Source organism: Brevundimonas sp. (assembly GCF_051860745.1).
Taxonomy (GTDB): domain Bacteria; phylum Pseudomonadota; class Alphaproteobacteria; order Caulobacterales; family Caulobacteraceae; genus Brevundimonas.
On record NZ_JBHYDN010000001.1, the window covers coordinates 237,292 to 264,231 of the forward strand.

33 protein-coding genes are annotated in these 26,940 nt (G+C 68.2%); 18 read left to right on the plus strand and 15 right to left on the minus strand.

What is annotated here, in order from left to right; translation table 11 throughout:
* Positions 1-27 precede the first annotated feature (27 nt).
* A complete protein-coding gene (locus ACTIEW_RS01110; protein WP_439476062.1) occupies positions 28-642 on the minus strand; it encodes a 3D domain-containing protein in 615 nt (204 codons plus the stop codon).
* 219 nt (positions 643-861) lie between these two features.
* Between ACTIEW_RS01110 and ACTIEW_RS01115 the strand changes: the two genes are divergently transcribed.
* Genes ACTIEW_RS01115 through ACTIEW_RS01135 form a run of 5 tightly spaced genes read left to right on the plus strand, consistent with a single transcriptional unit; the run spans position 862 to position 5,439 of the window.
* A complete protein-coding gene (locus ACTIEW_RS01115) occupies positions 862-1,446 on the plus strand; it encodes a glutathione S-transferase family protein (protein ID WP_439476063.1) in 585 nt (194 codons plus the stop codon).
* Between the two features lie 27 nt (positions 1,447-1,473).
* Entirely contained in the window at positions 1,474-2,148 is a 675-nt protein-coding gene (locus ACTIEW_RS01120; RefSeq protein ID WP_439476064.1) for a nitroreductase family protein, read from the plus strand.
* Positions 2,149-2,179: 31 nt separating this feature from the next.
* Positions 2,180-3,211 carry a S1/P1 Nuclease gene (locus ACTIEW_RS01125; RefSeq protein WP_439476065.1) on the plus strand — a complete coding sequence of 344 codons (1,032 nt, stop codon included), beginning with the start codon at positions 2,180-2,182 and terminating at the stop codon, positions 3,209-3,211.
* Positions 3,212-4,666, plus strand: coding sequence for a tetratricopeptide repeat-containing sulfotransferase family protein (locus ACTIEW_RS01130; RefSeq protein ID WP_439476066.1), 1,455 nt, complete (start codon positions 3,212-3,214; stop codon positions 4,664-4,666).
* A complete protein-coding gene (locus ACTIEW_RS01135; RefSeq protein WP_439476067.1) occupies positions 4,663-5,439 on the plus strand; it encodes an RNA methyltransferase in 777 nt (258 codons plus the stop codon). Before ACTIEW_RS01130 ends, ACTIEW_RS01135 begins: the two co-directional genes overlap by 4 nt.
* Before the next feature lie 172 nt (positions 5,440-5,611).
* On the opposite strand, the gene ACTIEW_RS01140 is transcribed toward ACTIEW_RS01135, so the two are convergent.
* Positions 5,612-6,325 (minus strand): NAD-dependent deacylase, encoded by a 714-nt coding sequence (locus tag ACTIEW_RS01140; RefSeq protein WP_439476068.1) that lies wholly within the window; start codon positions 6,323-6,325, stop codon positions 5,612-5,614.
* Between the two features lie 195 nt (positions 6,326-6,520).
* Here ACTIEW_RS01140 and ACTIEW_RS01145 point away from each other — a divergent pair, with 195 nt between their 5' ends.
* The 8 genes from ACTIEW_RS01145 (at position 6,521) to ACTIEW_RS01180 (ending at position 12,488) form a co-directional block, all read left to right on the plus strand.
* On the plus strand, positions 6,521-7,627 hold the full coding sequence (locus ACTIEW_RS01145; protein ID WP_439476069.1) for an S-(hydroxymethyl)glutathione dehydrogenase/class III alcohol dehydrogenase: 1,107 nt from the start codon (positions 6,521-6,523) through the stop codon (positions 7,625-7,627).
* A 60-nt stretch (positions 7,628-7,687) separates the two neighbouring features.
* Positions 7,688-8,071, plus strand: coding sequence for a VOC family protein (locus tag ACTIEW_RS01150; RefSeq protein WP_439476070.1), 384 nt, complete (start codon positions 7,688-7,690; stop codon positions 8,069-8,071).
* A gap of 149 nt (positions 8,072-8,220) precedes the next feature.
* Positions 8,221-9,054 carry an S-formylglutathione hydrolase gene (gene fghA, locus ACTIEW_RS01155; protein ID WP_439476071.1) on the plus strand — a complete coding sequence of 278 codons (834 nt, stop codon included), beginning with the start codon at positions 8,221-8,223 and terminating at the stop codon, positions 9,052-9,054.
* A gap of 4 nt (positions 9,055-9,058) precedes the next feature.
* Positions 9,059-9,331, plus strand: coding sequence for a hypothetical protein (locus ACTIEW_RS01160; RefSeq protein ID WP_439476072.1), 273 nt, complete (start codon positions 9,059-9,061; stop codon positions 9,329-9,331).
* A 155-nt stretch (positions 9,332-9,486) separates the two neighbouring features.
* Complete coding sequence (locus ACTIEW_RS01165; RefSeq protein ID WP_439476073.1) at positions 9,487-10,101, plus strand: superoxide dismutase; 615 nt, start codon at positions 9,487-9,489, stop codon at positions 10,099-10,101.
* A gap of 116 nt (positions 10,102-10,217) precedes the next feature.
* The gene (locus ACTIEW_RS01170) at positions 10,218-11,165 is read left to right on the plus strand and encodes an MBL fold metallo-hydrolase (RefSeq protein ID WP_439476074.1); all 948 of its coding nucleotides are present in this window, start codon (positions 10,218-10,220) and stop codon (positions 11,163-11,165) included.
* Between the two features lie 148 nt (positions 11,166-11,313).
* The gene (gene rpsD / locus ACTIEW_RS01175; protein ID WP_305306341.1) at positions 11,314-11,931 is read left to right on the plus strand and encodes a 30S ribosomal protein S4; all 618 of its coding nucleotides are present in this window, start codon (positions 11,314-11,316) and stop codon (positions 11,929-11,931) included.
* A gap of 173 nt (positions 11,932-12,104) precedes the next feature.
* Positions 12,105-12,488 carry a hypothetical protein gene (locus ACTIEW_RS01180; RefSeq protein ID WP_439476075.1) on the plus strand — a complete coding sequence of 128 codons (384 nt, stop codon included), beginning with the start codon at positions 12,105-12,107 and terminating at the stop codon, positions 12,486-12,488.
* Positions 12,489-12,490: 2 nt separating this feature from the next.
* Here ACTIEW_RS01180 and ACTIEW_RS01185 read toward each other — a convergent pair whose 3' ends face one another.
* Positions 12,491-13,561, minus strand: a complete 1,071-nt coding sequence (locus tag ACTIEW_RS01185; protein WP_439476076.1) for a sensor histidine kinase — start codon at positions 13,559-13,561, stop codon at positions 12,491-12,493.
* A 151-nt stretch (positions 13,562-13,712) separates the two neighbouring features.
* On the opposite strand from ACTIEW_RS01185, the gene ACTIEW_RS01190 reads away from it, so the two are divergent.
* Positions 13,713-13,955 (plus strand): hypothetical protein, encoded by a 243-nt coding sequence (locus tag ACTIEW_RS01190; protein ID WP_439476077.1) that lies wholly within the window; start codon positions 13,713-13,715, stop codon positions 13,953-13,955.
* Here ACTIEW_RS01190 and ACTIEW_RS01195 read toward each other — a convergent pair.
* The 8 genes from ACTIEW_RS01195 to map form a co-directional block, all read right to left on the minus strand.
* A complete protein-coding gene (locus ACTIEW_RS01195) occupies positions 13,930-14,355 on the minus strand; it encodes an acyl-CoA thioesterase (protein ID WP_439476078.1) in 426 nt (141 codons plus the stop codon). The genes ACTIEW_RS01190 and ACTIEW_RS01195 overlap by 26 nt on opposite strands.
* The gene (grxD, locus tag ACTIEW_RS01200; RefSeq protein WP_439476079.1) at positions 14,355-14,714 is read right to left on the minus strand and encodes a Grx4 family monothiol glutaredoxin; all 360 of its coding nucleotides are present in this window, start codon (positions 14,712-14,714) and stop codon (positions 14,355-14,357) included. The genes ACTIEW_RS01195 and grxD overlap by 1 nt, the downstream gene beginning before the upstream one ends.
* Before the next feature lie 69 nt (positions 14,715-14,783).
* Positions 14,784-15,707 (minus strand): aldo/keto reductase, encoded by a 924-nt coding sequence (locus ACTIEW_RS01205; RefSeq protein ID WP_439476080.1) that lies wholly within the window; start codon positions 15,705-15,707, stop codon positions 14,784-14,786.
* Positions 15,708-15,711: 4 nt separating this feature from the next.
* Positions 15,712-15,966: a BolA/IbaG family iron-sulfur metabolism protein gene (locus tag ACTIEW_RS01210; RefSeq protein WP_439476081.1), complete on the minus strand. Its 255-nt coding sequence runs from the start codon at positions 15,964-15,966 to the stop codon at positions 15,712-15,714.
* A gap of 70 nt (positions 15,967-16,036) precedes the next feature.
* Complete coding sequence (locus ACTIEW_RS01215; protein WP_439476082.1) at positions 16,037-16,552, minus strand: GNAT family N-acetyltransferase; 516 nt, start codon at positions 16,550-16,552, stop codon at positions 16,037-16,039.
* Positions 16,549-17,547 carry a N(4)-(beta-N-acetylglucosaminyl)-L-asparaginase gene (locus ACTIEW_RS01220; RefSeq protein ID WP_439476083.1) on the minus strand — a complete coding sequence of 333 codons (999 nt, stop codon included), beginning with the start codon at positions 17,545-17,547 and terminating at the stop codon, positions 16,549-16,551. The genes ACTIEW_RS01215 and ACTIEW_RS01220 overlap by 4 nt, the downstream gene beginning before the upstream one ends.
* Positions 17,544-18,269: a RadC family protein gene (gene radC, locus ACTIEW_RS01225; RefSeq protein WP_439476084.1), complete on the minus strand. Its 726-nt coding sequence runs from the start codon at positions 18,267-18,269 to the stop codon at positions 17,544-17,546. Before radC ends, ACTIEW_RS01220 begins: the two co-directional genes overlap by 4 nt.
* A 29-nt stretch (positions 18,270-18,298) precedes the next feature.
* The gene (gene map / locus ACTIEW_RS01230) at positions 18,299-19,123 is read right to left on the minus strand and encodes a type I methionyl aminopeptidase (protein ID WP_439476085.1); all 825 of its coding nucleotides are present in this window, start codon (positions 19,121-19,123) and stop codon (positions 18,299-18,301) included.
* Between the two features lie 112 nt (positions 19,124-19,235).
* Here map and ACTIEW_RS01235 point away from each other — a divergent pair, with 112 nt between their 5' ends.
* A complete protein-coding gene (locus ACTIEW_RS01235) occupies positions 19,236-19,988 on the plus strand; it encodes a competence/damage-inducible protein A (RefSeq protein WP_439476086.1) in 753 nt (250 codons plus the stop codon).
* Between the two features lie 30 nt (positions 19,989-20,018).
* Here ACTIEW_RS01235 and ACTIEW_RS01240 read toward each other — a convergent pair whose 3' ends face one another.
* The 4 genes from ACTIEW_RS01240 to ACTIEW_RS01255 all read right to left on the minus strand — a co-directional run bounded on the left by ACTIEW_RS01240 (position 20,019) and on the right by ACTIEW_RS01255 (position 23,868).
* Positions 20,019-21,101, minus strand: a complete 1,083-nt coding sequence (locus tag ACTIEW_RS01240; RefSeq protein WP_439476087.1) for an endo-1,4-beta-xylanase — start codon at positions 21,099-21,101, stop codon at positions 20,019-20,021.
* Positions 21,091-21,501, minus strand: a complete 411-nt coding sequence (locus ACTIEW_RS01245) for a flagellar export protein FliJ (RefSeq protein ID WP_439476088.1) — start codon at positions 21,499-21,501, stop codon at positions 21,091-21,093. Before ACTIEW_RS01245 ends, ACTIEW_RS01240 begins: the two co-directional genes overlap by 11 nt.
* A gap of 25 nt (positions 21,502-21,526) precedes the next feature.
* Positions 21,527-22,867: a flagellar protein export ATPase FliI gene (fliI, locus tag ACTIEW_RS01250; protein ID WP_439476089.1), complete on the minus strand. Its 1,341-nt coding sequence runs from the start codon at positions 22,865-22,867 to the stop codon at positions 21,527-21,529.
* Between the two features lie 74 nt (positions 22,868-22,941).
* A complete protein-coding gene (locus ACTIEW_RS01255) occupies positions 22,942-23,868 on the minus strand; it encodes an alpha/beta hydrolase family protein (protein WP_439476090.1) in 927 nt (308 codons plus the stop codon).
* Between the two features lie 223 nt (positions 23,869-24,091).
* Between ACTIEW_RS01255 and cysK the strand changes: the two genes are divergently transcribed.
* The 3 genes from cysK (at position 24,092) to ACTIEW_RS01270 (ending at position 26,934) form a co-directional block, all read left to right on the plus strand.
* Positions 24,092-25,072, plus strand: coding sequence for a cysteine synthase A (cysK, locus tag ACTIEW_RS01260; RefSeq protein ID WP_439476091.1), 981 nt, complete (start codon positions 24,092-24,094; stop codon positions 25,070-25,072).
* A 44-nt stretch (positions 25,073-25,116) separates the two neighbouring features.
* Positions 25,117-26,334, plus strand: a complete 1,218-nt coding sequence (locus tag ACTIEW_RS01265) for a DUF2336 domain-containing protein (protein ID WP_439476092.1) — start codon at positions 25,117-25,119, stop codon at positions 26,332-26,334.
* A gap of 165 nt (positions 26,335-26,499) precedes the next feature.
* A complete protein-coding gene (locus ACTIEW_RS01270; protein ID WP_439476093.1) occupies positions 26,500-26,934 on the plus strand; it encodes a MucR family transcriptional regulator in 435 nt (144 codons plus the stop codon).
* Positions 26,935-26,940: the final 6 nt, after the last annotated feature.

Here is a 26,940-nt window from a genome sequence, read left to right on the forward strand (position 1 = left end):
AAGCAGCGAGCGATGGCGTCGCGAGCGTTAGCGCGATCCCGCGCTGGAGGGGAGAGCCGCCATCTGCGCCGCCTGGCTGGGCAGGCTGTCCCACGATGGGGGGCAGCCGTCGAAGCGGCCGGCGTCGACGAGGGTCAGTCGGCGCTGATTGAAGCGCATGGCCGGGGACATCGAGCCGCGGCCGTGGCCGGTATAGAGGTCGATCTTCTGGCCCTTGATCGCGCCGCCGGTGTCGGAGGCGTACCAGTAGCCGTCGTGGATTACACCGTCCGGCATCCGCATGCCGACCGTCTCGGGAATGAACAGGCGGGTGCGACGGGGGATGTAGCGCGGGTCCGTGGCGATGGTGCGCATGGCGATCGGCCGGCAGCCGAGGCTGTCGTTGCCCGTCGCTCCGCCGCCGCCGGCATGGTAGAGATTGACCCGGGCGGTCCAGTCGGCGCTTTCGGCCATCAGGGCCTGCTGTTCGGGGCTGAGCACGCTCGCGCCGCTGTCGGAACCTTCCGGGGTCGGGACGGTTGATTCGACACCCCAGCCCGCGCTCGTCGCAGCCTGGTAAGACACCGGATCGCCTGTCGCCTGAACCTGGGCGGGAAGGGCCATCGCCAACACAATGGCGAACGCAGCGGCTTTGCCGAGCATGGTGCGGACTCACGGAAACGCCGGCCCCATACGCGTCCGGTGTTCGGCTTTTCCTTTCCAAATGTGGCGAAAAACAGTCATTCATGCTGCGGTGCGACATCGCGGCCGGTTCTTCGGTGGACAAGCGGGACTTGTGACGGTTATGCCGAATCTCGTTTGGCCAACGCGGCGAAATCTGTAAGCTGTATTCGCAGATCAGAAACACTTTGCTGAGGCGAGATGCTTACTGTCTATGGCGATATTCGTTCCGGTAACTGTTTGAAGGTCAAGTGGTTGCTGGACTGGCTCGGGCGTGATTATCGCTGGGTCGAAACAGATGTGATGTCCGGTGTGAAGCGCAACGCGGATTTTCTGGCCCGGAATCCCGCCGGCCAGGTGCCCGCCGTCGTGCTGGAGGACGGGCGGGTTCTGGCCCAGTCCAATGCGATCATCGGTTATTTCGGCGAGGGGACGGCGTTCATCCCGACCGATCCGTATGACCGCGCCCGGATGTATGAATGGCTGTTCTGGGAACAGTACAGTCACGAGCCGTACATCGCCGTGGTGCGATTCCAGAGGCTGCTGGGCGGCAAGCGGACGGATGAGATCGAGCCCCGGCTGATGGAGCGCGGCCATGCGGCGCTGGCCCGGATGGAGACGGCGCTGACCGGGGCGGACTGGCTGGTCGGGGATGGGCCGACGCTCGCTGATCTGGCGCTGGTCGCCTACACCCGGGTGGCGCACGAGGGGGATTTTGACCTGAACGCCTATCCGGCGGTCAAGGCCTGGGTGGCGCGGGTGGAGACGGCGTTTGGCATAGGCTAGACCGGAGCTTCGCCACCGGAGCCCGTCATGCGCGACCATCCCAGCCAGCCCCTGACCGGCTATGTCCCGATGGATGACGGGGAGCGGATCGAGCGCGCGACGGCTTTTCGGGCCTTGATGGCCGGACGCCGCACGGTGCGGGAGTTTTCCGACCGGCCGGCGCCGCGCGCCGTGGTCGAACAGGCGATCCTGACCGCCGGCTCGGCGCCGTCGGGAGCCAACCACCAGCCGTGCTTCTTCAGCGTCATCGAGAGCGCGCCGGCCCGGGCGCGCATTCGCGAAGCCGCCGAGGCCGAGGAGCGGGAGTTCTACGCCACCAAGGCCCCGCAGGAATGGCTGGACGCGCTGGCGCCGCTGGGCACCGATCCGGACAAGGGGTTCCTGGAGACGGCGCCGGTGCTGATCGCCGTCTTCGGCCAGAAGCGCGGCGGGCCGAACCCCGGCGACGACCGCAAGAACTACTACGTGCCGGAGAGCGTCGGTATCGCCACGGGCCTGCTGATCGCGGCCCTGCATTCGGCGGGGCTGGCGACCCTGACGCATACGCCGGCGCCGATGACGTTTCTGGCGGACATCTGCGGACGGCCGGCTTCGGAGAAGCCGTTCTTGCTGCTGGTGGCGGGCCATCCGGCCGCGGATGCGACGGTGCCGACCGCGGCCCTGGTCAAGAAGCCGCTGGACGCCATCGCGGCGTGGATTTAACCCGATGTATCCCCCTTGCCGGATGTCCGTCATGAAGCGTCTCGCCGTCGCCCTCGCCGCCCTGACCCTGGGGGCCGCCGTTCTGGCGGCGCCCGCCGTCGTCTCCGCCTGGGGCAATACCGGCCACCGGCTGATCGGGGTCGCGGCCGTGCGCGGTCTGCCTGACGAACTGCCCGCCTTCCTGCGCACGCCGGGCGCGGCGGCGGAGGTCGGGGAGCTGTCGCGCGAGCCGGACCGCACCAAGGGCGGCGGCCAGCCGCACGACCGTGAGCGCGACACGGCCCATTTCGTCGATATGATCGAGGACGGCCGGATCATGAACGAAAAGGGGATGTCAATCGACGCCTTGCCGCGGCTCAAGTCGGATTATGACGCGGCGCTGCTGGCGGCCGGGATCGAAGTCGATGACGCCGGCTGGTTGCCCTACGCCATCATGGACGGCTATCAGCAGTTGGTGCGCGACTTCGCCAGTTGGCGAGTGCTGTACGCCGCCGAAGGCCGCGAAAGCGATCCCGGCAAGCGGGCGTGGTATCGCGAGGACCGCATCCGCCGCGAGGCCCTGATCCTGCGCGACATGGGCTATCTGGGCCATTACGTCGGCGACGGCTCGCAGCCGCACCACACCACGATTCACTACAACGGCTGGAACCGCGACACGGCGAACCCGCAAGGGTTCACGACCTCGCGCCAGACCCACGGCGCCTTCGAGGGCGCATTCGCGGCGCGTGTGGCGCGGCTGGATGCGGTCGAGGCGGCGATGGCGGCGCCGGCGCTGGAAGGGTTCGACCTGCGCGCGCGGGTGCCGGCCTATCTGAGGACCACCCTGGCCGAGGTGACGCCCTTCTATGTGCTGGAGAAGGTCGGCGGCTTCACCGACAGCGACGCGCGTGGCGGGGCCTTCGTGACGGCGCGGCTGGCGGCGGGGGCGTCGGAGCTGCGCGACCTGTTCGTGCTGGCCTGGCGGGACTCGGCCGATGACTCGATCGGCTGGCCCACGGTCAAGGTGAATGAGGTCGAGGCGGGGACCGCGGATCCGTGGCTGGCCATGTACGGCGAGGACTGATTGGCCGAGCCCGCCGAAGCCCTGATGGCCCTGGCCTCGCGGCTGCGCGCGGCGGGGCGGGCGGACGAGGCGGCGCAGGCCTATCGCCGGCTGCTGGCGATCCGGCCCGACCTGCCCGACAGCTGGTTCAACCTTGCCCTGATGGAGCGCCAGTGCGGGCGGTTCGAGGCGGCGCTGAAGGCCTATGACGAGGCCCTGCGGCGCGGCGTATCAGGGCCGGAGGAGGCGTGGCTGAACCGCGGCGTGATCCACGCCGACGATCTGGGGCGACCCGATCTGGCGCAGAAGGATCTGGAGGCGGCGCTGGCGGTTGCGCCCGACTGGCTGCCGGCGTTGCTGAACCTGGGAAACCTGCACGAGGACATGGGGCGGCGCGAGGCGGCGGCGGCGGCCTATGCGCGGGCTCTGGCCGTGGCGCCGGGGCATCCGGTCGCGCTGGCGCGGTCGGCGGGTCTGGCGCGGCTGACGGGGCCGGATGATCTGGTGATCACGGAGCTTCGGGCGGCGGTGGGACAGCCGGGCCTGCATGTCGGCGACCGGGCGGAGCTGGGCTTTGCGCTGGGACGGGCGCTGGATCAGGTGGCCGCGTATGACGACGCCTTCGCCGCCTATGCCGGCGCCAACGCCGCCAGCCGCGCGACGGACCCTGAGGGCGCGCGTTACGACCGGGCGGCGCACGAGCGGTTCATCGACAGCCTGATCGCGGTGTTTCCCGAACCGGCCGCGCCGGTCGCGGAGGCCGGCGAGCCGCCGATCTTCATCTGCGGCCTGTTCCGGTCGGGCTCAACCCTGACGGAACAGATCATGGCCGGGCACAGCCGGGTCACGGGCGGCGGAGAGCTGGGGCTGGTTCCCGGTCTGGCGCGGGCGGTGGTCGGCTATCCGCAGGCGCTCGCGGGCGCGGGGCCGGACGTGTTCGAGCGGTTGAGGGAGCTCTATCTCGGCGGGCTGAAGACGGCGCGGCCGGATGCGGATGTGGTCACCGACAAGCGGCCCGACAATTTCCTGCATATCGGCCTGATCAAGGCGATGTTCCCGGATGCTCGCATCGTCCACACGGTGCGCGAGCCGCTGGATGTGATCCTGTCCAACTGGTTCCTGCACCTCGACCGGTCGATGGGCCATGCGCTGGACCTTGAGGACCTCGCGCACTGGCATGGGCAGTATGTCCGGCTGATGCGGCACTGGAAGGCGCTGTATCCCGACATTCTCGACCTCGACTACGACGCGCTCGTCACCGAGCCGCGCCCGGCCGTTGAGCGGCTGCTGGCGCATTGCGGGCTGGACTGGGAGGAGGGTGTGCTGGACTTCCACAAGGCCGCGGCGCCCGTACGCACCGCCAGCGTCTGGCAGGTGCGCGAGCCTCTGTACCAGCGGTCATCGGGGCGGTGGCGGAACTATGCGAAGCATCTGGACGGGGTGCGGGCGGCGCTGGGCCGGGATGAGCGGAATTGAGTGAACTAGCCCCCCCGGTTGTGATTCTGGACAAGTCCCAGATGGCCGAGAACATCGGCGCGGTGGCGCGGGTGATGGCCAATTTCGGCCTGTCGGAGCTGAGGCTCGTGGCCCCGCGCGACGGCTGGCCGCAGGAACGGGCCTGGGCCATGGCCTCGGGGGCGGACTGGGTGCTGGAGGGGGTCCGGGTGTTCGACAGCGTGGCTGAGGCCGTCGCCGATCTGAACACCGTCTTCGCCACCACGGCCCGGCCGCGCGAGACCCGCCAGCCGGTGCGCACGCCGCGCGAGGCGGCGCGGGTGCTGTACGACGACCGGGCGTCGGGGCTCGGCGTCGGCCTGCTGTTCGGCGGCGAGCGGGCGGGGCTGGAGACCTCGGACATCGCCCTGTGCCAGGGCATCGTCACCATCCCCATCGACCCGCGCCACCAGAGCCTGAACCTGGCCCAGGCGGTGGCGCTGAACGCCTATGAGTGGCGGACGCTGGTTCTGGACGCCCCGCCGCCGAATTTCCGCGAGGGCGAGCCGCCGGCGTCGGGGGCGCTGATGCTGGGCATGTACGAGCATCTGGAGAAGGAGCTGGACGCCGCCGGCTTCTTCCATCCGCCCGAGAAATTCCGCTCCATGAGCCAGAACCTGCGGGTGATGCTGGGCCGGGCCGCCTTCACGGCGCAGGAGGTCGCGACCTTCCGGGGGGTGATCACGGCGCTGTCCAGGGGGCGGGGACGGGTGCTGGCGCGGCTGGCCAGGAAGGCGGCGGGGGAACTCAAATAGCTTTCGTCATCCTCCGGCGAGCGTAGCGAGACCGGGGGACCCAGCGGCGCCGAAGGCGACCTTTTCACGCCCTGTGGGTCGGGCAGATGTGTCGGTGACAGGGTCGCGCTCTCGCGCGCCGCTGGGTCCCCCGGTCGGCCTTCGGCCGCCGGAGGATGACGAAAGGAAGGGGTTACCAGGTCAGCAGGGTCTCCACGAAGGCCGGCACGACCTCCGTCGCCGGGCCGTAGAGGCCTTCGTCGAAGCGGCCCGGAGTCGGGGCCAGATTGAGTTCGATCGTCCGCGCGCCCGCGCGCCGGGCCAGTTGCACAAACCCCGCGGCGGGCCAGACGGCGCCGGAGGTGCCGATGGCGACGAACAGGTCGCACCGCGCCAGCGCGGCCTCGATGCGGTCCATCTGCAGCGGCATCTCGCCGAACCAGACGATGTGCGGGCGCAGGCGGCCTTGCGGATGGTGCGGCGACGGCTCGTGCGTCGCCAGATCGCCGGGCCAGTCGCAGACTTGGCCGGTGCGGGTGCAGTGGGCCTTCAGCAGTTCGCCGTGCATGTGGATCAGGTCGAAGCCGGACGCGGACGGGGTCGCCGCGTGAGCCCGGTCGTGCAGGTCGTCGACGTTCTGGGTGACCAGCAGGAAGTCGCCCTCCCAGCGAGCCGCGAGCGCGGCCAGGGCATGGTGGGCGGCGTTGGGAGGCACGGTCGGCAGCTGGCGGCGGCGGCGGTTGTAGAAGTCCTGAACCAGCGCCGGGTCGCGGGCGAAGGCCTCGGGCGTGGCCACGTCCTCGAGCCGATGGCCCATCCACAGACCGTCGTCGGCGCGGAAGGTGGGGACGCCGGACTCGGCGGAAACGCCGGCGCCGGTGAGGATGACGAGGTTTTGGTGCGCCATGCGGTCTTATCGCCCTTCTCCCCTTGCGGGAGAAGGTGGCCGAGCGGAGCGAGGTCGGATGAGGGGTCGCGCCGGCGGTGGGTGGGTCTTGAAACTCACCGCGACCGGTGCGACCCCTCACCCGTCAGTCCGGGCATCGCCCGGCCTGCCACCCTCTCCCGCAAGGGGAGAGGGAAAGAGAACGGAGACCCGCCCATGAAAACCCGCGCCGCCGTCGCCTTTGAGGCCAAACGTCCGCTGGAGATCGTCGAGGTCGATCTGGAGGGGCCGCGGGTGGGCGAGGTGCTGGTCGAGATCAAGGCGACGGGGATCTGCCACACCGACGCCTATACGCTGGACGGGCTGGATTCGGAGGGGATCTTCCCGTCGATCCTCGGCCATGAGGGCGCCGGGGTGGTGGTCGAGGTGGGGCCGGGGGTGACGAGCGTGGCGGTCGGGGACCATGTGATCCCGCTGTACACGCCCGAGTGCCGGCAATGTAAAAGCTGCCTCAGCCGCAAGACCAATCTGTGCACCGCCATCCGCGCCACGCAGGGCAAGGGCCTGATGCCCGACGGCACCTCGCGCTTCAGCTACAAGGGGCAGGCGATCGCCCACTATATGGGCTGTTCGACCTTCTCGAATTTCACCGTCTTGCCCGAGATCGCCTTGGCCAAGATCCGCAAGGACGCGCCGTTCACGAGCGCCTGCTACGTCGGCTGCGGCGTGACCACCGGCGTGGGCGCGGTGGTCAATACGGCGAAGGTGGAGCCGGGGGCCAACTGCGTCGTGTTCGGGCTCGGCGGGATCGGGCTGAACGTCATCCAGGGGCTGAAGATGGTCGGGGCCGACATGATCGTCGGCGTCGACATCAACGACAGCAAGGAGGAGTGGGGCCGGCGCTTCGGCATGACGCATTTCGTCAATCCGAAGGGCGTGCCGGACGTGGTGGCGCATCTGGTCGAGCTGACCGGGGGCGGGGCCGACTACACCTTCGACTGCACCGGCAACACCACGGTGATGCGTCAGGCGCTGGAGGCCTGCCATCGCGGCTGGGGTGAGAGCATCGTCATCGGCGTGGCCGAGGCCGGCAAGGAAATCGCCACCCGCCCGTTCCAGCTGGTCACCGGCCGGGTGTGGCGCGGCTCGGCCTTCGGCGGGGCGCGGGGACGGACGGATACGCCGAAGATCGTCGACTGGTACATGGACGGCAAGATCGAGATCGATCCGATGATCACCCACACCCTGCCGCTGGAGCGGATCAATGAGGCGTTCGACCTGATGCATGCGGGGGAGAGCATCCGATCAGTGGTGGTGTTCTAGAGGCTTGCGTCGCCGGGATAGTAGTTTAAAAAAACTATCTGAAGCAGGGAGAGGGCCGCCATGTTCACCCACATCACCGTCGGCGCGAATGACGTCGAGGCGTCGCGGAAATTCTATGATGCGGCGCTCGGCGCCCTCGGCCACGAGCCGGGCAGCGGGCCGGACGCCAAGGGGCGGTACTGGTGGCGCACGCGCATGGGCGCCTTCGCGGTCGGCAAGCCGATCGACGGGGAGCCGGCCTGCCACGCCAACGGCGGCACCATCGGTTTCGGGGCCAGGGACGGCGAGATGGTCCAGGCTTTTCATGATGCAGGGGTGGCGGCCGGCGGGACGGCCATCGAAGACCCGCCCGGCGAGCGCACCGGCGCGTTCGGGACCCTGAACCTGGCCTATCTGCGCGACCCGTCGGGGAACAAGGTGTGCGCTGTGCACCGGGCGGGGTGAGCGCGCCCTGACGAACCCCTCTCCCATGGGGAGAGGGGCAGGGGTGAGGGGGTACGGTGCATCCCGTCATCCACCGAAACCCCTCACCCTCCCACCGCTTCGCGGCGGGTCCCTCCCTCTCCCTATGGGAGAGGGTTCAAGGAGGCGGAATGGAAACGGTCAAGCAACACCAGGTCCACGGCGGGACGCTGCGCTACCTGACGCACGACAGCGCGACGACCGGCACGCCGATGACCCTTTCGGTCTTCGTTCCGGGCGGCGAGGGGCCGTTTCCGGTGCTGATCTGGCTGTCCGGCCTGACCTGCACCGAGGACAATTTCACCACCAAGGCGGGGGCCTATGCGGCGGCGGCGGCGCATGGGGTGATCATCGTTGCGCCGGACACCTCGCCGCGCGGCGAGGGTGTCGCGGATGACCCGGCGTACGATCTGGGGCAGGGAGCGGGCTTCTATGTCGACGCCACAGAGGCGCCGTGGGCGAAGCATTTCCGGATGGAGACCTATGTCGTCGAGGAGCTGATCGGGCTGGTCGATGCCGAATTCCCGACGACGAAGGCGCGGTCGATCAGCGGCCATTCGATGGGCGGGCACGGGGCGCTGACCCTGGCGCTGCGGCATCCGCACCTGTTCCGGTCGGTCTCGGCCTTCGCGCCGATTTCATCGCCGACGCGGTGTCCGTGGGGGGAGAAGGCGTTCGGGGCCTATCTGGGTCCGGACCGCGCGACGTGGGAGGCGCACGATGCGGCGCGGCTGATCGAAGGCGGCGTGGGGGCGGGCTGCTATGACGACATCCTGATCGACCAGGGCGACGCCGATCCCTTCCTCGTCGAACAGTTGAAGCCGGAGCTGCTGGTCGCGGCGGGCGCGGCGGCGGGGCAGGCGATCACCGTGCGGATGCAGCCGGGCTACGACCACTCCTATTTTTTCATGGCCAGTTTCATCGCCGACCATGTAGCCTTCCACGCCAGAAGGCTTATGGCCTGATCGTATGACCGATAGCGCCGCCCACGCCGATATGTTCGCCGCCCTGTGTCGGGAGGTCGGCTTCTGCCTGCATCCCAAGGGCGAGAAGCGGGTGCTGGAGGCCCTGCCCAACGGTCTGGACGCGGCGGTCCGGGCGGTGTTCGACGCCGAGGGCGTGGACTTCGCCTCGGCCACGGGCGATCTGCGGCGGGCGGTGCGCGACTGTCTGAAGGCCAATCTCGCCATTCCTCACCCGCAGGGGGAGGGGGACCGCCCGAAGGGTGGTGGAGGGGGCTGACCGCATCCGCTGGTGTTTGGAGCCGGCCCCTCCACCGCTACGCGGTCCCCCTCCCCCAAAGGGGGAGGAAAGGAACGAAATCAGTCCGCCCGGCTTGGGTTGGGCGAACGGGCGCCTAGATTGGACTTGCCCGATACGATCGAAGGAGCCGTCCGATGGCCTTTACGCTTCCGCCCCTCCCGTACGCCCATGACGCGCTGGAGCCCGCCATCGACCGGGAGACGATGAAGTTCCACCACGGCAAGCACCATCAGGCCTATGTCGACAATCTGAACAAGGCGGTCGACACCGATCCGGCCCTGCGCGGCAAGTCGATGGAGGAGATGTTTGCGATCATCTCGACCCTGCCCAAGGCCATACGCAACAACGGCGGAGGGCACTGGAACCACAGCCTGTTCTGGAAGCTGATGGCGCCCACCAGCAAGACCGGGCGGCCGTCCCCCGAACTGGCCGCCGCCATCGACCGCGATCTGGGCGGGATGGACGCGTTCAAGGCGGCCTTCAACGCCGCCGGGGCGGGGCAGTTCGGTTCGGGCTGGGCCTGGCTGATCGTGCAGGACGGCGTGCTCAAGGTCACATCGACGCCGAACCAGGACAATCCGCTGATGGATCTGGTCGAGGAAAAGGGCGTGGTGGTCCTGACCGCCGACGTCTGGGAACACGCCTATTATCTGAAATACCAGAACCGCCGGGCCGACTATCTGAAGGCCTTCTGGTCGGTGGTGAATTGGAACAAGGTCAATGAGTTGTTCGCCGCCGCCACGGCCTGACGGCGCGGGACGGCAGGTACAAAAACTTCATGTGCGCGGGCTGGCGTGCGCCGGCCCGCAACCTATGTCAGCGTGAGCGTGACGGGGGCTGTTCCCGATCGCAGGGAGGCTGAACGATGAAGTCGCAGATGAAACTCGCCGCCGCGAGCCTGATGCTCGCCACCCTCATGGGCGCGGCAGCCTGCTCCCCCGACGCGAGCGGCAGCGATCCGGTCGCCGCAGAGGCTCCGACGGCTAGCCCCGATGTGCACCCGTTCAAGGTGGGCGCGCTTGACTTGATCGCCCTGCGCGACGGCGGCATGAGCGGCGTGCCAAACAACAACACCGTGCTGGGCGTCGGCCGCACACCGGCCGAGGTCGCGTCCGTGCTGACCGCCAACGGCCTGCCGGGCGAAAGCTTCAGCCTCAGCGTCCAGCCCCTGCTGGTGCGCGACGGCGCGCACGTCGTCCTGCTGGACGCCGGCGCGGGGAACAGCTTCGGTCCCGGCGCGGGCAAGCTGCCCGCCTCGCTGTCCGCCGCCGGCGTGCAGCTGGACCAGGTCACGGACGTCCTGATTTCGCACAGCCACGGTGACCATGTGATCGGTCTGGTCAACGCTTCGGGCACCCTGACCTTCCCCAACGCCACGATCCGCATGGCCGCAGCGGAATGGGAGTTCCTCAAGGCCAATGCCCAGATGAATGCGCTGGTCGCAACGATCACGCCCAAGGTCCAGACCTTCCAGCCCGGTGCCGCGGCCCTGACCCCGTCCATCTCTTCGGTCGCGATCAACGGCCACACACCCGGTCACATGGGCTATGAGATCAAGTCCGGCACCGACAGCCTGCTCTACATCGGCGACACCTTGCACCACTCGGTGATCTCGGTTCAGCGGCCAGAATGGCAGATCGCCTTCGACAATGACGCCCCGACCGCGACGGCCAGCCGCGCGGCCCTGCTGGAAAGGGCCGCGTCACAGAACCTTCGAGTCCATGCCGTCCACTTCCCCTTCCCGGGCCTCGGCCGGTTCCAGCGCCGCGACGACGGCTTCGTCTGGGTTCTGGAAACCGCCGCCCAGCCTTGACGGATGGGCCCGGCCCCGTCATAAGCGCGCCCTTCACGCCGTCGGGCTCGCCCGCTTGCGCGAACCACTACGGACGATGCGTGGACCGCCGTTGAGATCGTCTCTCCAGTTGGGGAGGGACCGGGCCGCATCACGAAGAGAGATACCAATGTCCAAGCGCCATAGCGCCAAGTACAAACTCGACCGGGTCATGGGTGAAAACCTGTGGGGTCGCGCCAAATCCCCCGTCAACAAACGCTCCTACGGCCCCGGCCAGCACGGCCAGCGCCGCAAGCAGAAGGTTTCTGACTTCGGCCTGCAGCTGAAGGCCAAGCAGAAGCTGAAGGGTTACTACGGCAACATCACCGAGAAGCAGTTCTCGGCGACGTATGAAGAAGCCTCGCGCCGCAAGGGCAACAGCTCGGAAAACCTGATCGGCCTGCTGGAGTCGCGCCTCGACGCCCTGGTCTATCGCGCCAAATTCACGCCGACCGTCTGGTCCGCGCGTCAGTTCGTCAGCCACGGCCACGTCACGGTCAACGGCAAGAAGGTCGACATCGCGTCTTACCGTCTGAAGGTCGGCGACGTCGTCGAGGTCAAGGAAAAGTCCCGCAACATGGCGCTGGTGCTCGAAGCCCAGCAGTCGTCGGAGCGCGACATCCCGGACTACATCGAAATCGGCGACCGCGGCTTCTCGGTCCGCTTCGTTCGCGTGCCGGAACTGGCCGACGTGCCGTTCCCGGTGAAGATGGAGCCGAACCTGGTCGTGGAATACTACTCGTCTTAAGGGCGCTAACGCTCGCCGCGCGGCGGCTCAGTGCTTGAGCGCGGAACGCGAAACAGTGAAAAGGCCCCGGAGCGATCCGGGGCCTTTTTCATATCTGCGGCCCGACCGCCTTCCCCTGCGGGGCGAACAGGCGCATTTTCCGGGGATCAGGGTTCGGCGCGGAGGCTGGGGAGATGAAACGGATCGCTACGCTGGCCGCCTTGGCCCTGACCGTGCTCCTGCCGGGCTGCAGCGCCGTGCAGCAGATGGCGGGCCGGTTCCAGACGCCGCGCGAAGAGCTGCCCGGCGAGGTCGAACCCGTCCATGCCGCGGCCATCGCGCGCGATGAGGCGGTGTTCTGGGTCACCTCGAACGGCTGCACGGCCAAGGAAGACATCACGCCGGTGGTGCGGTCGTCGAGCGACGGGCCGATCATCACCCTGCGCCGGATCAAGGAAGACCGCTGCCGCGAGACCCTGCCCGAGGGGACCGAGGTGCGCTGGTCGTTCGAGGAGCTGGGGCTGGCCCCTGGTTCACGCCTGTCAGTCGAGAGTCCGTACCAGCTGCCGCCGACCTGAGGTCAGACGGCTTGGCCGCCGGTCATGGCGTCGGCGTCGACGGCGCTGATCTGGCTATGCACGATCGACACTGTCGTACCCGGATGGCCGCCGATTACCTGGACGCGGGCGTTGAGCTGTTTGGCGAGGGCCTCGACGATACTGGTGCCCAGACCCGGCGTGGCGCTTTCGGCGTCCTTGGGCATGCCCACGCCGTCGTCGGCGACCGCCAGGGTCCAGTTGGGCCCGTGGGCCGTGTAGCTGACGGTGATGAGGCCCTTGCGGCCGCCGGGGAAGGCGTGTTTCAGCGAGTTGATCACCAGTTCGGTGACGATCAGGCCCAGGCTGACCGAGATGTCGGCGCCGACTACGCTGTCGTCGCAGTCGACGTGCAGCGACAGCTGGTCGTGGTCGCGGATCATCGAGGCGGCGACGCTGACGCACAGCTGATCGAAATAGGGCTTCAGCACGACCTCGCCGAGGTGCGACACGGCCAGCTGCTGCTGCAGGGCGGCGACCGACATGACGCGGCTGTGAGCGTCGGTCAGATAGGTGCGGGTCTCGTCGGACTGGGACTTGCGGGCGCTCTGCAGGATGACGCTGGCGATGATCTGCAGGCTGTTGGCGACGCGGTGCTGGACCTCCTGCAACAGGATGGCCTTTTCGCGCAGCAGGTCGTCCTTCAGCTTCTCGCTGGCCTTGGCGTCGGTGACGTCCGACATCCCCAGCAGCATCCGCACTTCGGAGCCGTCGCCATAGGCGAGCAGGTGAGCGTTCAGCAGCAGGCAGCGGGCGCCCCCCAGACGTTTGCTTTTCAGATCCATCTCATAGGCGTCGACGTCGGCGGCGCCGGACAGAGTGGCGGTCAGCAGGGACCGCAGCCGGGGCAGGTTCCACTCGCCGTCGCCAAGGCCGAGGAAGGACTCGCCAACGGCCCCCGCGGGGTCGATCTGGAAGGCGGTGAAGAAGGAGGCGCTGGCCGCAATGACGTTCAGGTCGCCGTCCAGCAGCACCAGGGGCGCGGTCGATGACCCCACCACAGCGAGCGCCAGGGCGATAGAACCGTCGGAATGTAGCGGCGTGGGGACAGCCAAGGCTGGCCCTCCAAACAGTTACCGGAGACTCGCGAAGCGAAAGCCCTACCCGTCTCAGATTGTCAGTAAACAAAGGCGAACCGGATCTTGTCCGGACGGCACTCACAATAATTCATAGCATGTATTGGTTCGTCCGCTCCCATGAATTCGGTTGACTGAATTCATTGAGCGGGCGCAACCAATCCCCGACAACCCGGTTCGGGCAACGATGTTTACGGTCGCGCAGTGCCTGGCCAAGGCAGTGGAGCTGGAACAGCGGGCAGCGGAGCCGCACCCGCCGGACATCCGCGCCGAGTTCGCAGGAATGGCGCTGCAATGGCGCGGTCTGGCCGCCCGGGCCGAGATTCATGACCGCCGAGCCGCCGCCGCTATCGCTCGAATGCAGCAAGCATAGTCGCAGGAATGCGGTGGGGCCGCATGGTCGTCGCATCGACCAGCACCCATTCAGATACGCCCTGGGCGCAGACGCGGCCTTCGCCGTCCTCGATGCGGACATAGCGGTTGAAGCGCGGCCCCTGCGGATCGCCGACCCATGTGCGGGCCGCGACGCCCCGGGCCTCGGGCGGCAGGGGGCGGAAATAGTCGACCTCGTGCCGGGTGGCGACCCAGGACCAGCGGGCGCGGGTCTCGTCGTCGAAGCGGGCGTTCCAGTGGGCCGTGCCGGCGTCCTGCAGCCAGCCGACATAGACGACATTGTTGACGTGGCCGTTGTCGTCGATGTGCTCGGGGCGGACCTCCAGCGGGACGACGAATATCTCGCGGTCGACGCGGGGTTCGACGACCGCGCGCGCCATCAGGCCTCGGCTGGCTCGCCGAGGGCGACGCCCTTCTCGGCCATCAGGGTCTGGAGCTCGCCGGCGTTGAACATCTCGCGCACGATGTCAGAGCCGCCGACGAATTCGCCCTTTACGTACAGCTGGGGGATGGTCGGCCAGTCGCTGAAGGTCTTGACGCCCTCGCGCAGGGCCTCGTCCTGCAGCACGTCCACGCCGACGAAATCGGCGCCGATATGGTCGAGGATCTGCACAGCCAGCGAGGAGAAGCCGCAGCGCGGCGCGTCAGGCGAGCCCTTCATGAACAGGACCACCGCATGGTCCTTCAAAGTGTCGGTGATGAAAGCGTGGATGGGGTCGGCTTGGACTTGATCGGTCACGGACGCTGGCCTTTCAGTGAAGGGCGTCAGGTATGGACCGCGCGCGCGCCGGTCAAGGGCGGCACAGTGTCAGGCCGCCCTGGCGCCCGCGACCCGGGCCATTTCGATCTGGGCCCCCAGCCCGGGCGGCATGTCCCGGTCCGGCACCTGGGACAGGGTGTTGAGCCGCTCGATGTCGCTGGCCTCGATCATCACGCTGGACACCGACGGATCGGTCAGGGCGTAGGCCAGACAGATGGCCTCGGCCGACCAGTTGTTGGTGCGGTGCAGGAAGGCGAAGGTGCCGGCGTGGGCCAGCGGCCCCTCCTTCGGCCTGGGTCCGCCGCCAAGCCCGAACAGGCCGCGCTTCTTCTCGACATGAACCGTGGCCGCCTTTTTCGCCGTGTTCAGGCTATCGGGGAAGTAGCCGTAGACGAATATGGCCATGTCGCTTTCACGCGCCGCGCGCAGGCGCGAGCGGACCTGCCATGTGGCATTGACGTGGAAGGGCGTCGCCAGGACGTCGAAGGCGCCGGTCGAGACATAGGTGTCCATCACCTCGCCGTCGCCCGAGATACCCAGCAGCCGCACCCGCTCGGTGGCGCGCAGGGCCTTCAGGGCGTTGAGCGTGGACTGCGGCAGTTCGTGATCGCCCGGCTCGTCGAGGATGGCCAGGTCGAAATAGCCCAGGCCGGAGGCGTGCAGGGCCTTGTCGATGGCCGAAGTGATGCCCTGGGCGGAGAAATCGCGGTCCGAGCCGCGACGGCCGTCGCCGGCGCCGAGGGTCAGGGATACCTGCACCAGCTTGCGGTCGACATGTTTCAGCGCCTGGCCCAGGACCTCGGCCAGGACCGGGTCGGCGTTCTCGAGCCGGTAGGAGTTGATGCCGGCTTCCAGCGCCGAATAGATCAACTCGCGGCCGGCCTCGGGACCACCGCCGATGTCGCGGGCGCCGAGGCTGAGGGTCAGACAGGAGACGGCCTGTCCGGTCAGGCCAAAGGGACGATAACGCATCGGGTCAGTCTCCCGCCAAGGACGAAGGGGGTGGCGCTGAGGTTTCCAGCGCCAGCGCATGCAATTCGCCGCCCATCTTGCCCTTCAGCGCGGCATAGACGAGCTGGTGCTGGCGCACGCGCGGCAGGCCTGCGAAGGCCGCGGCCACGATGCGCGCGCGATAGTGATCGCCGTCGCCGGCCAGATCGTCGATGACGATCTCGGCGTCGGGAAAGGCTTCGGTCAGATGGCCGCGAAGCGTTTCGACAGGCATGGGCATGAAACAGGCGGTCTCCGGGCTCGCCGGAGATGATGGCGCGTAAACCTTAATGGGGGGCTACATTCCCGCGTTACCGGGATGGCCGCTCCAGCAGTACGACGGCCCCGCCCTTGTAGGTCGTCTCGACATAGGGGGTATAGCCCGCCCGCGCGGCCAGGGCATGGGACGGCCCGTTGTCGGGCGAGATCATGCAGACGGTGCGCGGGGCGTTCAGCGTGTCGTCGCACCAGGCCAGGGCGGCCGACACGGCCTCGAAGGCGATGCCCTGCCCCTGGAAGCGCGGGGCGACGCCCCAGCCCAGTTCGGGCGCGTCGAAGGCGGGGACGAGGATGCGGCGATAGTCCAGCACGCCGACGCTGCCGACATAGTCGCCGGTCGTCGTCTCGCGGATCGACCAATTGCCGTGGCCGAGGACCTCCCAGTGACCGATGTCGCGCAACATGCGGAACCAGACGTCCTCGGACGACAGGGGCGTCGGGAAGATGGTGGCGGCGAAGACCGGGTCGCCCCACAGGGCGCACAGGTCGGGGAAGTCGGAGGACTCGACCGGGGTCAGGGTCAGGCGGTCGGTGATGAGGATGGTCATGAGGCCTCGAACAGGGCGCCGGCGCGTTCGATCCGGGTCTGGCCGGCGGCGTCGGTGACAGCATAGGTAAAGCCGGGCTGAAGCGCGAAGCCTCCGGCCCGGCCCTGTTTGTCCAGCGCCAGCAGGGCGACCTGGGAGCCCGCCACCTTCGTCCCGCGTAGCCGCGCCAGACGCTCGATTACACTGCGGCAGGCCGCGGCAGGGTCCATGCCGTGGCGCATGGCCTCGACGACGGAGTGGGCGCCGGCGACGCGGACCACGTCCTCGCCGACGCCGGTGGCGGTGGCGCCGCCGACCTCGTCATCGACATAGAGGCCGGCGCCGATGATCGGGCTGTCGCCGACACGGCCGCGCATCTTGAAGGCCATGCCCGAGGTGGTGCAGGCCCCGGCCATGCGCTGGTCCGCGCCGATCGCGAGCAGGCCGATGGTGTCGTGGTTGTCTGGCCCGCCGGGCATGGACCCCCAGTCGGCGTTCTCGCTGTTGGGGCGGGGGGCGTAGTCGGCGGTCCTGAGCCATTCGCGCCACGCCGCCTCGGCGCGGGGCGTCAGCAGATTCTGCGTCTGGAAGCCGTGCTCGACTGCGAACGTGCGAGCGCCCTCGCCAACCAGCATGGTGTGGGGCGTCCGCTCCATCACCCGGCGGGCGACGGAGACGGCGTGGACGATGTCCTCCAGCGCACAGACAGCGCCGATGTCGCCGTTCCAGCCCATGATGCAGGCGTCCAGGGTCACCCGCCCGTCGCGGTCGGGCAGGCCGCCGAGCCCGACCGAGGAGTTGCTCTCGTCCGCCTCGGCTGTGCGGCCGCCGGCCTCGACCATGTCCAGCGCCGAGCCGCCGTTCGCCCGCGCCGTGATGCCGGCGGCGTTGGCCGAGGCGCCGAAATCCCAGGTCGAGACCATGACGGCGGGCGCGGCGGGCTGTGCGGCAGCGGCGCCGGCGAGGGCGGCGACAGGGCCGGCGGCCAGCAGGGTCCTGCGCGACGGGCCGCTCACAGCAGGCCGAGCTGTTTGAAGCTGGCCACGCCATCGCGGCCGACGATCAGGTGGTCGTGCACCGACAGGTCCAGTGCGCGGGCGGCCTCGATGATCTGGCGCGTCATGTCGATGTCGGGCCGGGACGGGGTCGGGTCGCCGGACGGGTGGTTGTGTACGATGATCATCGACTTGGCCGACAGCTCCAGCGCCCGGCGCACGACCTCGCGCGGATAGACCGGGGCGTGGTCGACCGTGCCGCGATTCTGGATTTCGTCGAGGATCAACTGGTTCCGGTTGTCCAGATAGAGCACCCGGAATTGCTCCCGCGCCTCATGCTGCAGGGACAGGCGGACATAGGCGACCAGGGCGGTCCAGGACGAGATGACCGTGCGTTTGTTGGCTTCTTCCTTGATGACCCGGCGCGCGACCTCGTGCAGGGCAGCGAGGTCGAGGGCGGTTTCGGCGCCGATGCCCTTCGTTCGACCCTTTGTATCCTCGGCCTTGACCATGCTCAGGTCCTCGACCGGGGCGGCGAGGACCGCCGCCAGCGAGCCGAACCGGGCCAGCAGCGCCTTGGCGATCGGCTTGACGTCGCCCTGCGGCTGGCTGCGGAACAGGAACAGCTCCAGCAGCTCATAGTCGGGCAAGTGGTGGATGCCGGCCCCGCGCGCCCGCTCACGCAGACGCTCGCGGTGGCCGGCGTGGTGAGGCTTCGGCTTGTCCGGCGACTGATCGAGCATGCTCTCCCCTCGGGAGAGCACAGCCTATCCTAGAATTTCGGCCGGAACAGCCCTGCCGGGCTGGCGCTGAACAGCTCCACGCCGGTTTCGGTGACGCCGCAGCTGTGTTCGCACTGGGCCGAGAGGGATTTGTCGCGGGTCACAGCGGTCCAGCCGTCGGACAGAACCTTCACGTGCGGCTTGCCGAGGTTCACCATCGGCTCGACGGTGAAGAACATGCCGGCCTTCAGCGTCGCGCCCTCGCCGCGGCGGCCATAGTGCAGGACGTTGGGGCTGTCGTGGAACAGCCGGCCGATGCCGTGGCCGCAGAAGTCGCGCACCACTGACATGCGGTTGGCCTCGACCACCTGCTGGATAGCGTAGCCGATGTCGCCGAAGGTGTTGCCGGGCTTGATCTGGGCCAGACCGGCCTCGAGCGAGTCATAGGTGACGTCGATCAGTTTGCGGGCCCGGGCGTTGATCTCGCCGACCACATACATGCGGCTGGAATCGCCGTGCCAGCCATCGACGATGACGGTGTGGTCGATGTTGACGATGTCGCCGTCCTTGAGCACCCGGTCGCCGGGAATGCCGTGACAGACGACGTGGTTGATCGAGGTGCAGACCGTCTTCTCATAGCCCTTGTAGCCGAGGCAGGCGGGCAGGGCGCCGTTGTCGAGGGTGAACTCGCGAATGCGGTCGTCGATCTCGCCCGTGGTCACGCCGGGGACCACGAAGGGAGTGATCATGTCGAGGGCCTCGGCCACCAGACGGCCGGCCGCGCGCATCCCCTCCCAGGCCTCGTCGCCCTCATGGACGCGAATCTCGTGGGTACGGACGAAGGCGTCGCTGTCCAGTTCGGGGGTCTCGTACATCAGGTTCGGCTTTCGCGCGGGGAGGCGCAGGCGGGGGTTCAGATGGTTATCATAACACAGATGCTCAAGGCCGCACGATGACCGGGCGGGGGCGGCAGTCTAACGTGCAGACATGACCGAATCCTCTCCTACCGCCGCCGTCCTGATCATCGGCGACGAGGTGCTGTCCGGTCGGACCCCGGACACCAATCTGAACACTATCGCCCGGTTTCTGGCGGCCCTGGGGATCGACCTTGGGGAGGCGCGGATCATCGGCGACCGCAAGGACCAGATCGTCGACAGTCTGAATGCCCTGCGGGCCACCCACGACTATGTCTTCACCACCGGCGGCATCGGGCCGACCCATGACGACATCACCGCCGACGCGGTCGCCACGGCATTCGGAGTCGCCTTGCCCGAGCACCCCGACGCGGTCGCTATTCTGGAGCGGCGCTATGGCGACGACTTCAATGCGGCGCGGCGGCGGATGGCGCGGATTCCCGAGGGCGGGACCCTGATCGCCAATCCGGTGACGGACGCGCCGGGGTTCCAGATCGGCAATGTCTTCGTCATGGCGGGCGTGCCGAAAATCATGACGGCGATGCTGGAGGATGTGGCGCCCCGGCTGCGCACCGGGGCGGTGGTGCATGCGAGGACCATCCGGGTCACGGGCGTGGGCGAGGGGGATGTGGCGGAGATGCTGACGGCGGCGGCGCGGGCGGAGCGCGAGATCAGCTTCGGCAGCTATCCGTTCGGCCACGGCTCGGTCGGGGAGACGGGGACCCATCTGGTGGTGCGAGGCCGGGATGCGGCGAAGGTGGAGGCCGCAGTGGAGGGCTTGCTGGCCGAATTGGCGGGGGCGGGGATCAACGCGGTCTCGACTTAAGTTCCGTCTCCCCTCGAGGGAGAAGGAAAACTATTTGGAGAAAGCCTCAACCACGGCGTGGTACGCCGGATTGGCGCGGCCATCGGCGTCCAGCAGCAGGGGGCTGTCGTCCTTCCAGCCCTTGCCTTCGTCGCGCAGCAGCCAGCTGTCGCTGTCGCGCAAGCCCCAGGTCGTGAAGGCGAAGCGCTGGCGGGCGGGCAGTTCCATGAAGGCCTCGGCCAGTTCGCCGACGCGGGCGACCTGCAGGGCGCGTTTCTGGCTCATGGAGCGGGTGTCGACGGGGCCGTCACTGCGCATCGAGAAGTCGAGCTCGGAGACATGGATGGGCAGGCCGAGTGACCCGGCGTCGCGAAAGAATTCGCGGATCCGTCCGGGCGGGATGTCGATGTCGAGGTGGGACTGGGTGCCGATGCCGCCGATGGGCGCGCCCTGCGCCAGCAGCCGCTCGAGCAGCCGCAGGAAGGTCACGCCCTTCCGCGGATTGTTCTCGAGATTGTAGTCGTTGAGGAACAGGACGGCGTCCGGATCCGCGGCGCGAGCCTGTTCGAAGGCGCGGACGATATAGGCCTCCGGACCCAGCTTGCGGGCGTAGACGCAGTCGCGCAGGCCGTCGCCGTCCTCGGCCACCGCTTCGTTGACGACGTCCCAGCCAACCATACGGCCGCGGTAGCGGCCGGCGACGGTGGAGACATAGCGGTCGAACTCGGCGGCGAAGCGCGCGGTCGGCAGGGCGTCTGTGAACTGGTCCAGCCCCTGCGAATACCAGACGAGGCAGTGGCCGAAGACGCGCAGCCCCTGCTCATGGCCCCAGTCAACTATCCGGTCCGAGGCGGAGAAGTCGTACGCAAAGGCCGGCTGCAGGATGCGTTCGGGCTTGAGTTCCCATTCGGGGGTGATCTGGCTGACGTGGCGGCGCATGGCGGCGGCCCAGACGGGGTCGTCGAGCTGGCCGGTCATGCCGGTGGCGCCGATGGGGAAGTCCGCGAGGGATTTCAGGGACGCGGCGAGCGGACCCGCCGGGGTCTGGGCTGAGGCGAAGCGTTCGCAGGCCGCGAGGGCGAGCGGCGCGGCGAGAAGGGCGCGGCGGTTCAGTCCGGGCGGATCAGCCCGCACGCCGCCTCAGCCCCAGTTCGTCGAAGGCGGCCGTCTCGCGCTTGCCGGCGGCGATCATGGCGTTCAGGCGGGTCATTTCGGCCACGTGTTCGAACTTCTTCAGTTCCTCGAACGCGCCGGACAGGGCGTCGCGGGCGCCTTCCTCCTCGGCGTCGATGACGACGACGTCGGCCTCGGCCGCGCCCTTGCGCAGCTTCCAGCCGTTCAGATAGGCCTGCAGCATCATGGCGGCCTCGGCGTCGTCGCGGGCGCGGTCCTGTTCGATCTCGGCCTCGGCCGCGAGCACGGCGATGCGCATTTCGGCGGAGACGCGGCGGGCGGTGATCTCGGCCAGACGCTTCTGCAGCGTCTCGACCTCGTAGTTGGAGATTCGGATCAGCGATTGGGCCCAGTTGCTCATGCGTACACGCTCCAGAGAGTCAGGGTCACTGAACCATGCCCTGATTCAGAATTGCTTCCAGCCGGGTAAAGGAATCGGAAAGACCGGTGTGGTCGTCCTTGTTTTGACCGAGGAAGGCCTCCAGCGCCGGGTTCAGGGCAATGGCCCGGTCGACCATGGGATCGGCCCCGGTGCGATAGGCGCCGATGCGGATCAGTTCTTCCATATTGGCGTAGGCCGACAGGCACTGGCGGGCTCGCTTGTTCAACTCGCGCTCGGGCGGTGTCTGGCAGGCGGGCAGGGTGCGGCTGACGGATTTCAGCACGTCGATGGCCGGGAAGCGGCCGCGCTCGGCGATCTTGCGCTCCATGACGATGTGGCCGTCGAGAATGCCTCGCACGGCGTCGGCGATGGGTTCGTCATGATCGCCGCCGTCGACCAGGACGGTGAACATGGCGGTGATCGGGCCCGCCGTGGTGCCGTCGGGCCGCACCGGGCCGGGTCCGGCGCGCTCCAGCAGCTTGGGCAGTTCGGTGAAGACGGTGGGGGTGTAGCCCTTGGTGGTCGGCGGCTCGCCCGCGGCCAGACCGATCTCGCGCTGGGCCATGGCGAAGCGGGTGACCGAGTCCATCAGGCACAGGACCTCGAGGTCCTGATCTCGGAGGTATTCCGAGATCGCCATGGTCATGTAGGCGGCCTGGCGGCGTTTCAGGGCCGGTTCGTCACTGGTGGCGACCACGACGATGGCGCGACGCAGGCCTTCCTCGCCAAGCGTCTCCTCGATGAATTCGCGCACCTCCCGGCCCCGTTCGCCGATCAGGCCGACGACGACGACGTCGCAGGTGGCCTGGCGCGCCAGCATGGACAGCAGCACCGACTTGCCGACGCCGGAGCCCGCGAAGATACCGAGACGCTGGCCGCGGCAGGTGGTGGTGAAGACGTCCATGGCGCGGACGCCGAGATCGAGCCGCTCGCCGACCCGACCGCGCGAATGGGCCGGGGGCGGGGGCGCGCGCAGGGGATAGGCGGCGGGACCGACGGGGAGCGGTCCCTTGCCGTCGATCGGCTGGCCGAAGGCGTCGATGACCCGGCCCAGCCAGGCGGTGGTCGGCCGCACGCTGGCGGCGGCGGAGACGATGCGGATGTCGGCGCCCGGCGCCACGCCCTCGACCGGGCCGAACGGCATCAGCAGGGCCTTGGCGTCGCGAAAGCCGACGACCTCGGCGGGCAGGGGCGACAGGTGACGGCGCTCGATCTCGGCCCGGGCCCCGACCGACAGGCGCGATAGCCCGCCCCTGGACTCGATCAGCAGGCCGTTCACGCCCGCGACCTTGCCGGTCACGACCAGCGGATCGATCGCTTCAACGGCGGCGGTGAGAGCGTGCAAGTGAAAGCCCCGGAACAGGGCTTCAGGGATGCGCCGTCGTGGTTAACGGGGGGTGAATTCGGGCCGCTGTCGCCTCAGAGCGTCAGTTCAAAAAAGCGCACCACCTCGCGGTTGAAAGTCTCGTGAAACGCCGCGCGGTCAAAACCCGGCTGCGAGCGGCAAAGCTGGGGTATCGCCGCCGCCAGGTCCGCCGTGCAGACCGGCAGGAAATCGTGGTGCAGGGCTTTGTCGACGCGATGGTATTCCGGCGGGCGGCCCAGGGCGTCGCGGATCGGCTCGGCGTGGAAGGGCGCGATCAGGATTTCGTCGTCGCCTGCCTGCCACATCTGGATCGGAATCCGCACCTCCGCGAGGCTGTCCGTTGCGAAGGTCATCCCGAAAGCCGCACCAGCGATAACGGCGGCCTTGACCCGCGGGTCATGACCGCGCGGCCGCCAGGTCGCGACCTCGATCGGCTGGCGCTCCAGCAGGGTGCACAGGAACTGTTCCGGGTGGGCCTCGCAGTGCCGCAGCAGGGGCGCGGGGTCGCTCACGCCTCCGGCGAGGACGGTGACTGTGAAGGCGCCCGCCGAGAAACCAAAGGCGCCGATGCGTTCGGGATCGATCGTCACGGGACCGGTCCAGTCCTGCGTCATATGATCAATCAGCAGGCTGACGTGGCGCGGGCGGTCCGAGACCTGGATCGACCGGCTGGGGTCGCGCCAGTTGTCACCGGGATGGGTCAGGGAGGCGACCACGAAGCCGGCATCCGCCAGGGCTTCAGCGGTGTCGTAGTGGCCCTGGAATGAGCCGAGATTGCCGTGCGAGATGACGACGAGGGCGCGCGCGCCATCTGCGGCAGTGTCAGGCAGCCAGACCCCGCCCTCGATTTCGCCGCCTTCGGGATCTGTGAAGCGGATGAGTTGGTCGGGCTGCTGCGCCAGGACCGGCGTGGCCAAGGCCAGAGATGCACTCACGATGAGCGCGGCGAGCCGGGCGACAGTGTTGGCGAGAACGGACATGAGGCCTCCGGGAGGCGAAAAGGTGCGCGTCCACGATACCATGAAGACGCCGCCGTTATGGTCAAGCCAGAACGAGCGAGCAAGGACCGGCAATTTGCGCTTCTGCGACAGGTCCCGTGGTCGCGCAGGTGCAAGGACGACGCCGCCGACGACCGGACGTTTCTCCTTTGATGCGCTGGCGAAGCGGCTATGTTTCCCCGAAATCCGCCGACCGGAGACCCCCATGTCCGACGCCCCTTATGACGCCTCCCGCCACCTGAAAGCCGGGCGGGGCAAGGTCTTCGCCTCGATCCTCGACACCATAGGCGACACGCCGCTGGTCGGCCTGCCGCGGCTGTCGGCCGAGTACGCACCCAAGGCCACCGTGCTGGCCAAGCTGGAGTTCTTCAACCCGATGGCCTCGGTCAAGGATCGGATCGGGGTGGCCATGATCGAGGCGCTGGAACAGGCCGGCCAGATTGGCCCCGACACCGTCCTGATCGAGCCGACCAGCGGCAACACCGGCATCGCCCTGGCCTTTGTGGCGGCGGCCAAGGGCTACCGGCTGATCCTGGTCATGCCCGAGAGCATGTCGATCGAACGACGCAAGATGCTGGCCCTGCTGGGCGCCGAACTGGTGCTGACCCCGGCCGAGAAGGGGATGAAGGGGGCCATCGCCATGGCCCTGGAGCTGAAGGAGCGGACACCCGGCGCCGTCATTCCGGCTCAGTTCGACAACCCCGCCAACCCGGCCATCCACCGCGTCTCGACGGCCGAGGAGATCTGGAACGACACGGCCGGGGACGTAGATATCATCATCTCGGGGGTCGGCACCGGCGGCACCATCACCGGCGTCGGTCAGGTGCTGAAGGCGCGCAAGCCCTCGCTGCGCATGATCGCGGTCGAGCCGACCGCCTCGCCGGTGCTGTCGGGCGGCGAGCCGGGCCCGCACAAGATACAGGGCATCGGGGCGGGCTTCATCCCGTCGATCGTCGACCGCTCGGTCATCGACGGCGTCGAACAGGTGTCCAACGAGGACGCCTTCGATATGGCCCGCAAGGCCGCGCGGGTGGAGGGGATTCCGGTCGGCATCTCGTCGGGGGCCGCCCTGGTCGCGGCCTTCCGCCAGGCCGCGCTGGACGAGAACGCCGGCAAGACCATCGTCGCCATCATCCCCAGCTTCGCCGAACGTTATCTCTCGACGGCGCTGTTCGAGGGGCTTTGACCGTCACAGCCGGTTAACCCGTGCGGTCCTAGGATTCGCGGGATATGTCCGAGACCGCGATCAACCCTGAGGAGGCCGCCCAGGAAGGCAGCTTCCGCGCGCGTCATGCGCTGCTGAAGCGCCTGGCCGATGTGGTGTCCCTGCCCGCCAGCCGGATCAACGCCTTCGAACGCGCCGTCACCGGTGATCTGCTGGTCGAAATGCTGCGGCTGGCCTCGCCCGAGGAACGCCGGCGGGTGGCTGCCCGGCTGGCGCCCCTGGCCGAACTGCCCAACGCCCTGACGCGTATGCTGCTGCGCGACGATCCGGAGATCGCCGGCCTGTTGATCGAACAGTGCGCGTCGCTGTCGGACGCCGATCTGGTGGCGTGCGCGCGGGACGCCACGACCGAGCACCGCTTCCTGATGGCGAGCCGACGCAGCCTGTCGGAAGTGGTCACCGAAACCCTGATGAGCTTCGGCGAGACGCATGTCATCGAGGCGGTGCTGCGCAACGGCACGGCGCGGCTGAGCCAGACCGCGGTCGAGGGCGTCGTCAGTCTGAGCCGTCAAGAGCCACAGCTGTGCAACCCCATCCTCAAGCGACCCGAGCTACGCCCGTCGGGCGCCTATGTGATGTTCTGGTGGTGCGGGGCAGAGGACCGCCGGACCATCCTGCAGCGGTTCGCCGTGTCGCGCGAAGTGATGCAGGAGGTGTCGGAAGACGTCTTCGCCATGGCCGCGGCCGAGAATTGGCAGGATCCCGTGTCACGCAAGGCGCTTCAGTTCATCGAGCGTCGCCAGAGGAACCGGGCGGCCATCGCCAAGAGCCCCTACGGCGGGCTGGAAGAGGCTGTGGCGGCGGCGGCTCAGCGCGGCCTCAACCGCGAGGTGGCGACCGAGATCGCCTATCTGTCGGGCGTCAAGCCGGTCACCGGAGCCAAGATACTGGGCGATCCGGGCGGCGAGCCCCTGGCGATCCTGTGCAAGGCGACGGGGCTGGGCAAGGGCGACCTGACCAATCTGTGGCGCTCGATGCGCCGGCCCGAGACAACGGTTGACGGCTCGGTCCATCCCGCCTGGGAGCGGGTGCAGGTCACCTATGATATGCTGGCGGTCGACCGGGCGCAGACCGTGCTGCGCTACTGGAACTGGTCGCTGTCTTCGGCCCTGACGCCGGCGCTTCTCAGGGCTATTCGCGATGGCGAGGAGGATGGCATGGACAACTACTCGGCGCCCGAACGCGCGGCCATGCTGGCGCTGGCGGAAAATTTCGGCCGTTAGGACACGAACACGGTTCGGCCAACCTGTTTATAGTGAACCTTGAAGCACTTCGCGCGCGCTGCCGTGAGCATGGAACCCGATGTTGCTTTCACAGGGGAACAAATCTATTGATCTCGCCGACGGCTGATTCAGTCGAAGAATAATCGAACAAGGTGAGGCCGACCCATGGAAGATAACGCCCAAATCCTCGAAATGACTGCGGACATCGTGTCGGCCTATGTCGGCAACAACAATGTGCAGGCGGTCGAAGTGCCGGGCCTGATCTCCAGCATCCATGCCGCCCTGACCCAGGTCTCGAGCGGCGCCGTCGAGCCGGAGCCCGAGGTCAAGGAACCGGCTGTGCCCGTGCGCAAGTCGATCACGCCCGATTTCCTGATCTGCCTGGAAGATGGCCGCAAGTTCAAATCGCTGAAGCGGCACCTGCGCACCAAGTACAATATGAGCCCCGAGGAATACCGGGCGAAATGGGGTCTCGCGAAAGACTATCCAATGGTCGCTCCGAACTATGCCAAGGCGCGTTCGGACCTGGCCAAGCAGATGGGTCTGGGCCAGGGCGGCCGCAAACCCGCCCGCGCCGCCGCAGGCCGCGCCAAGAAGTAATCCGGC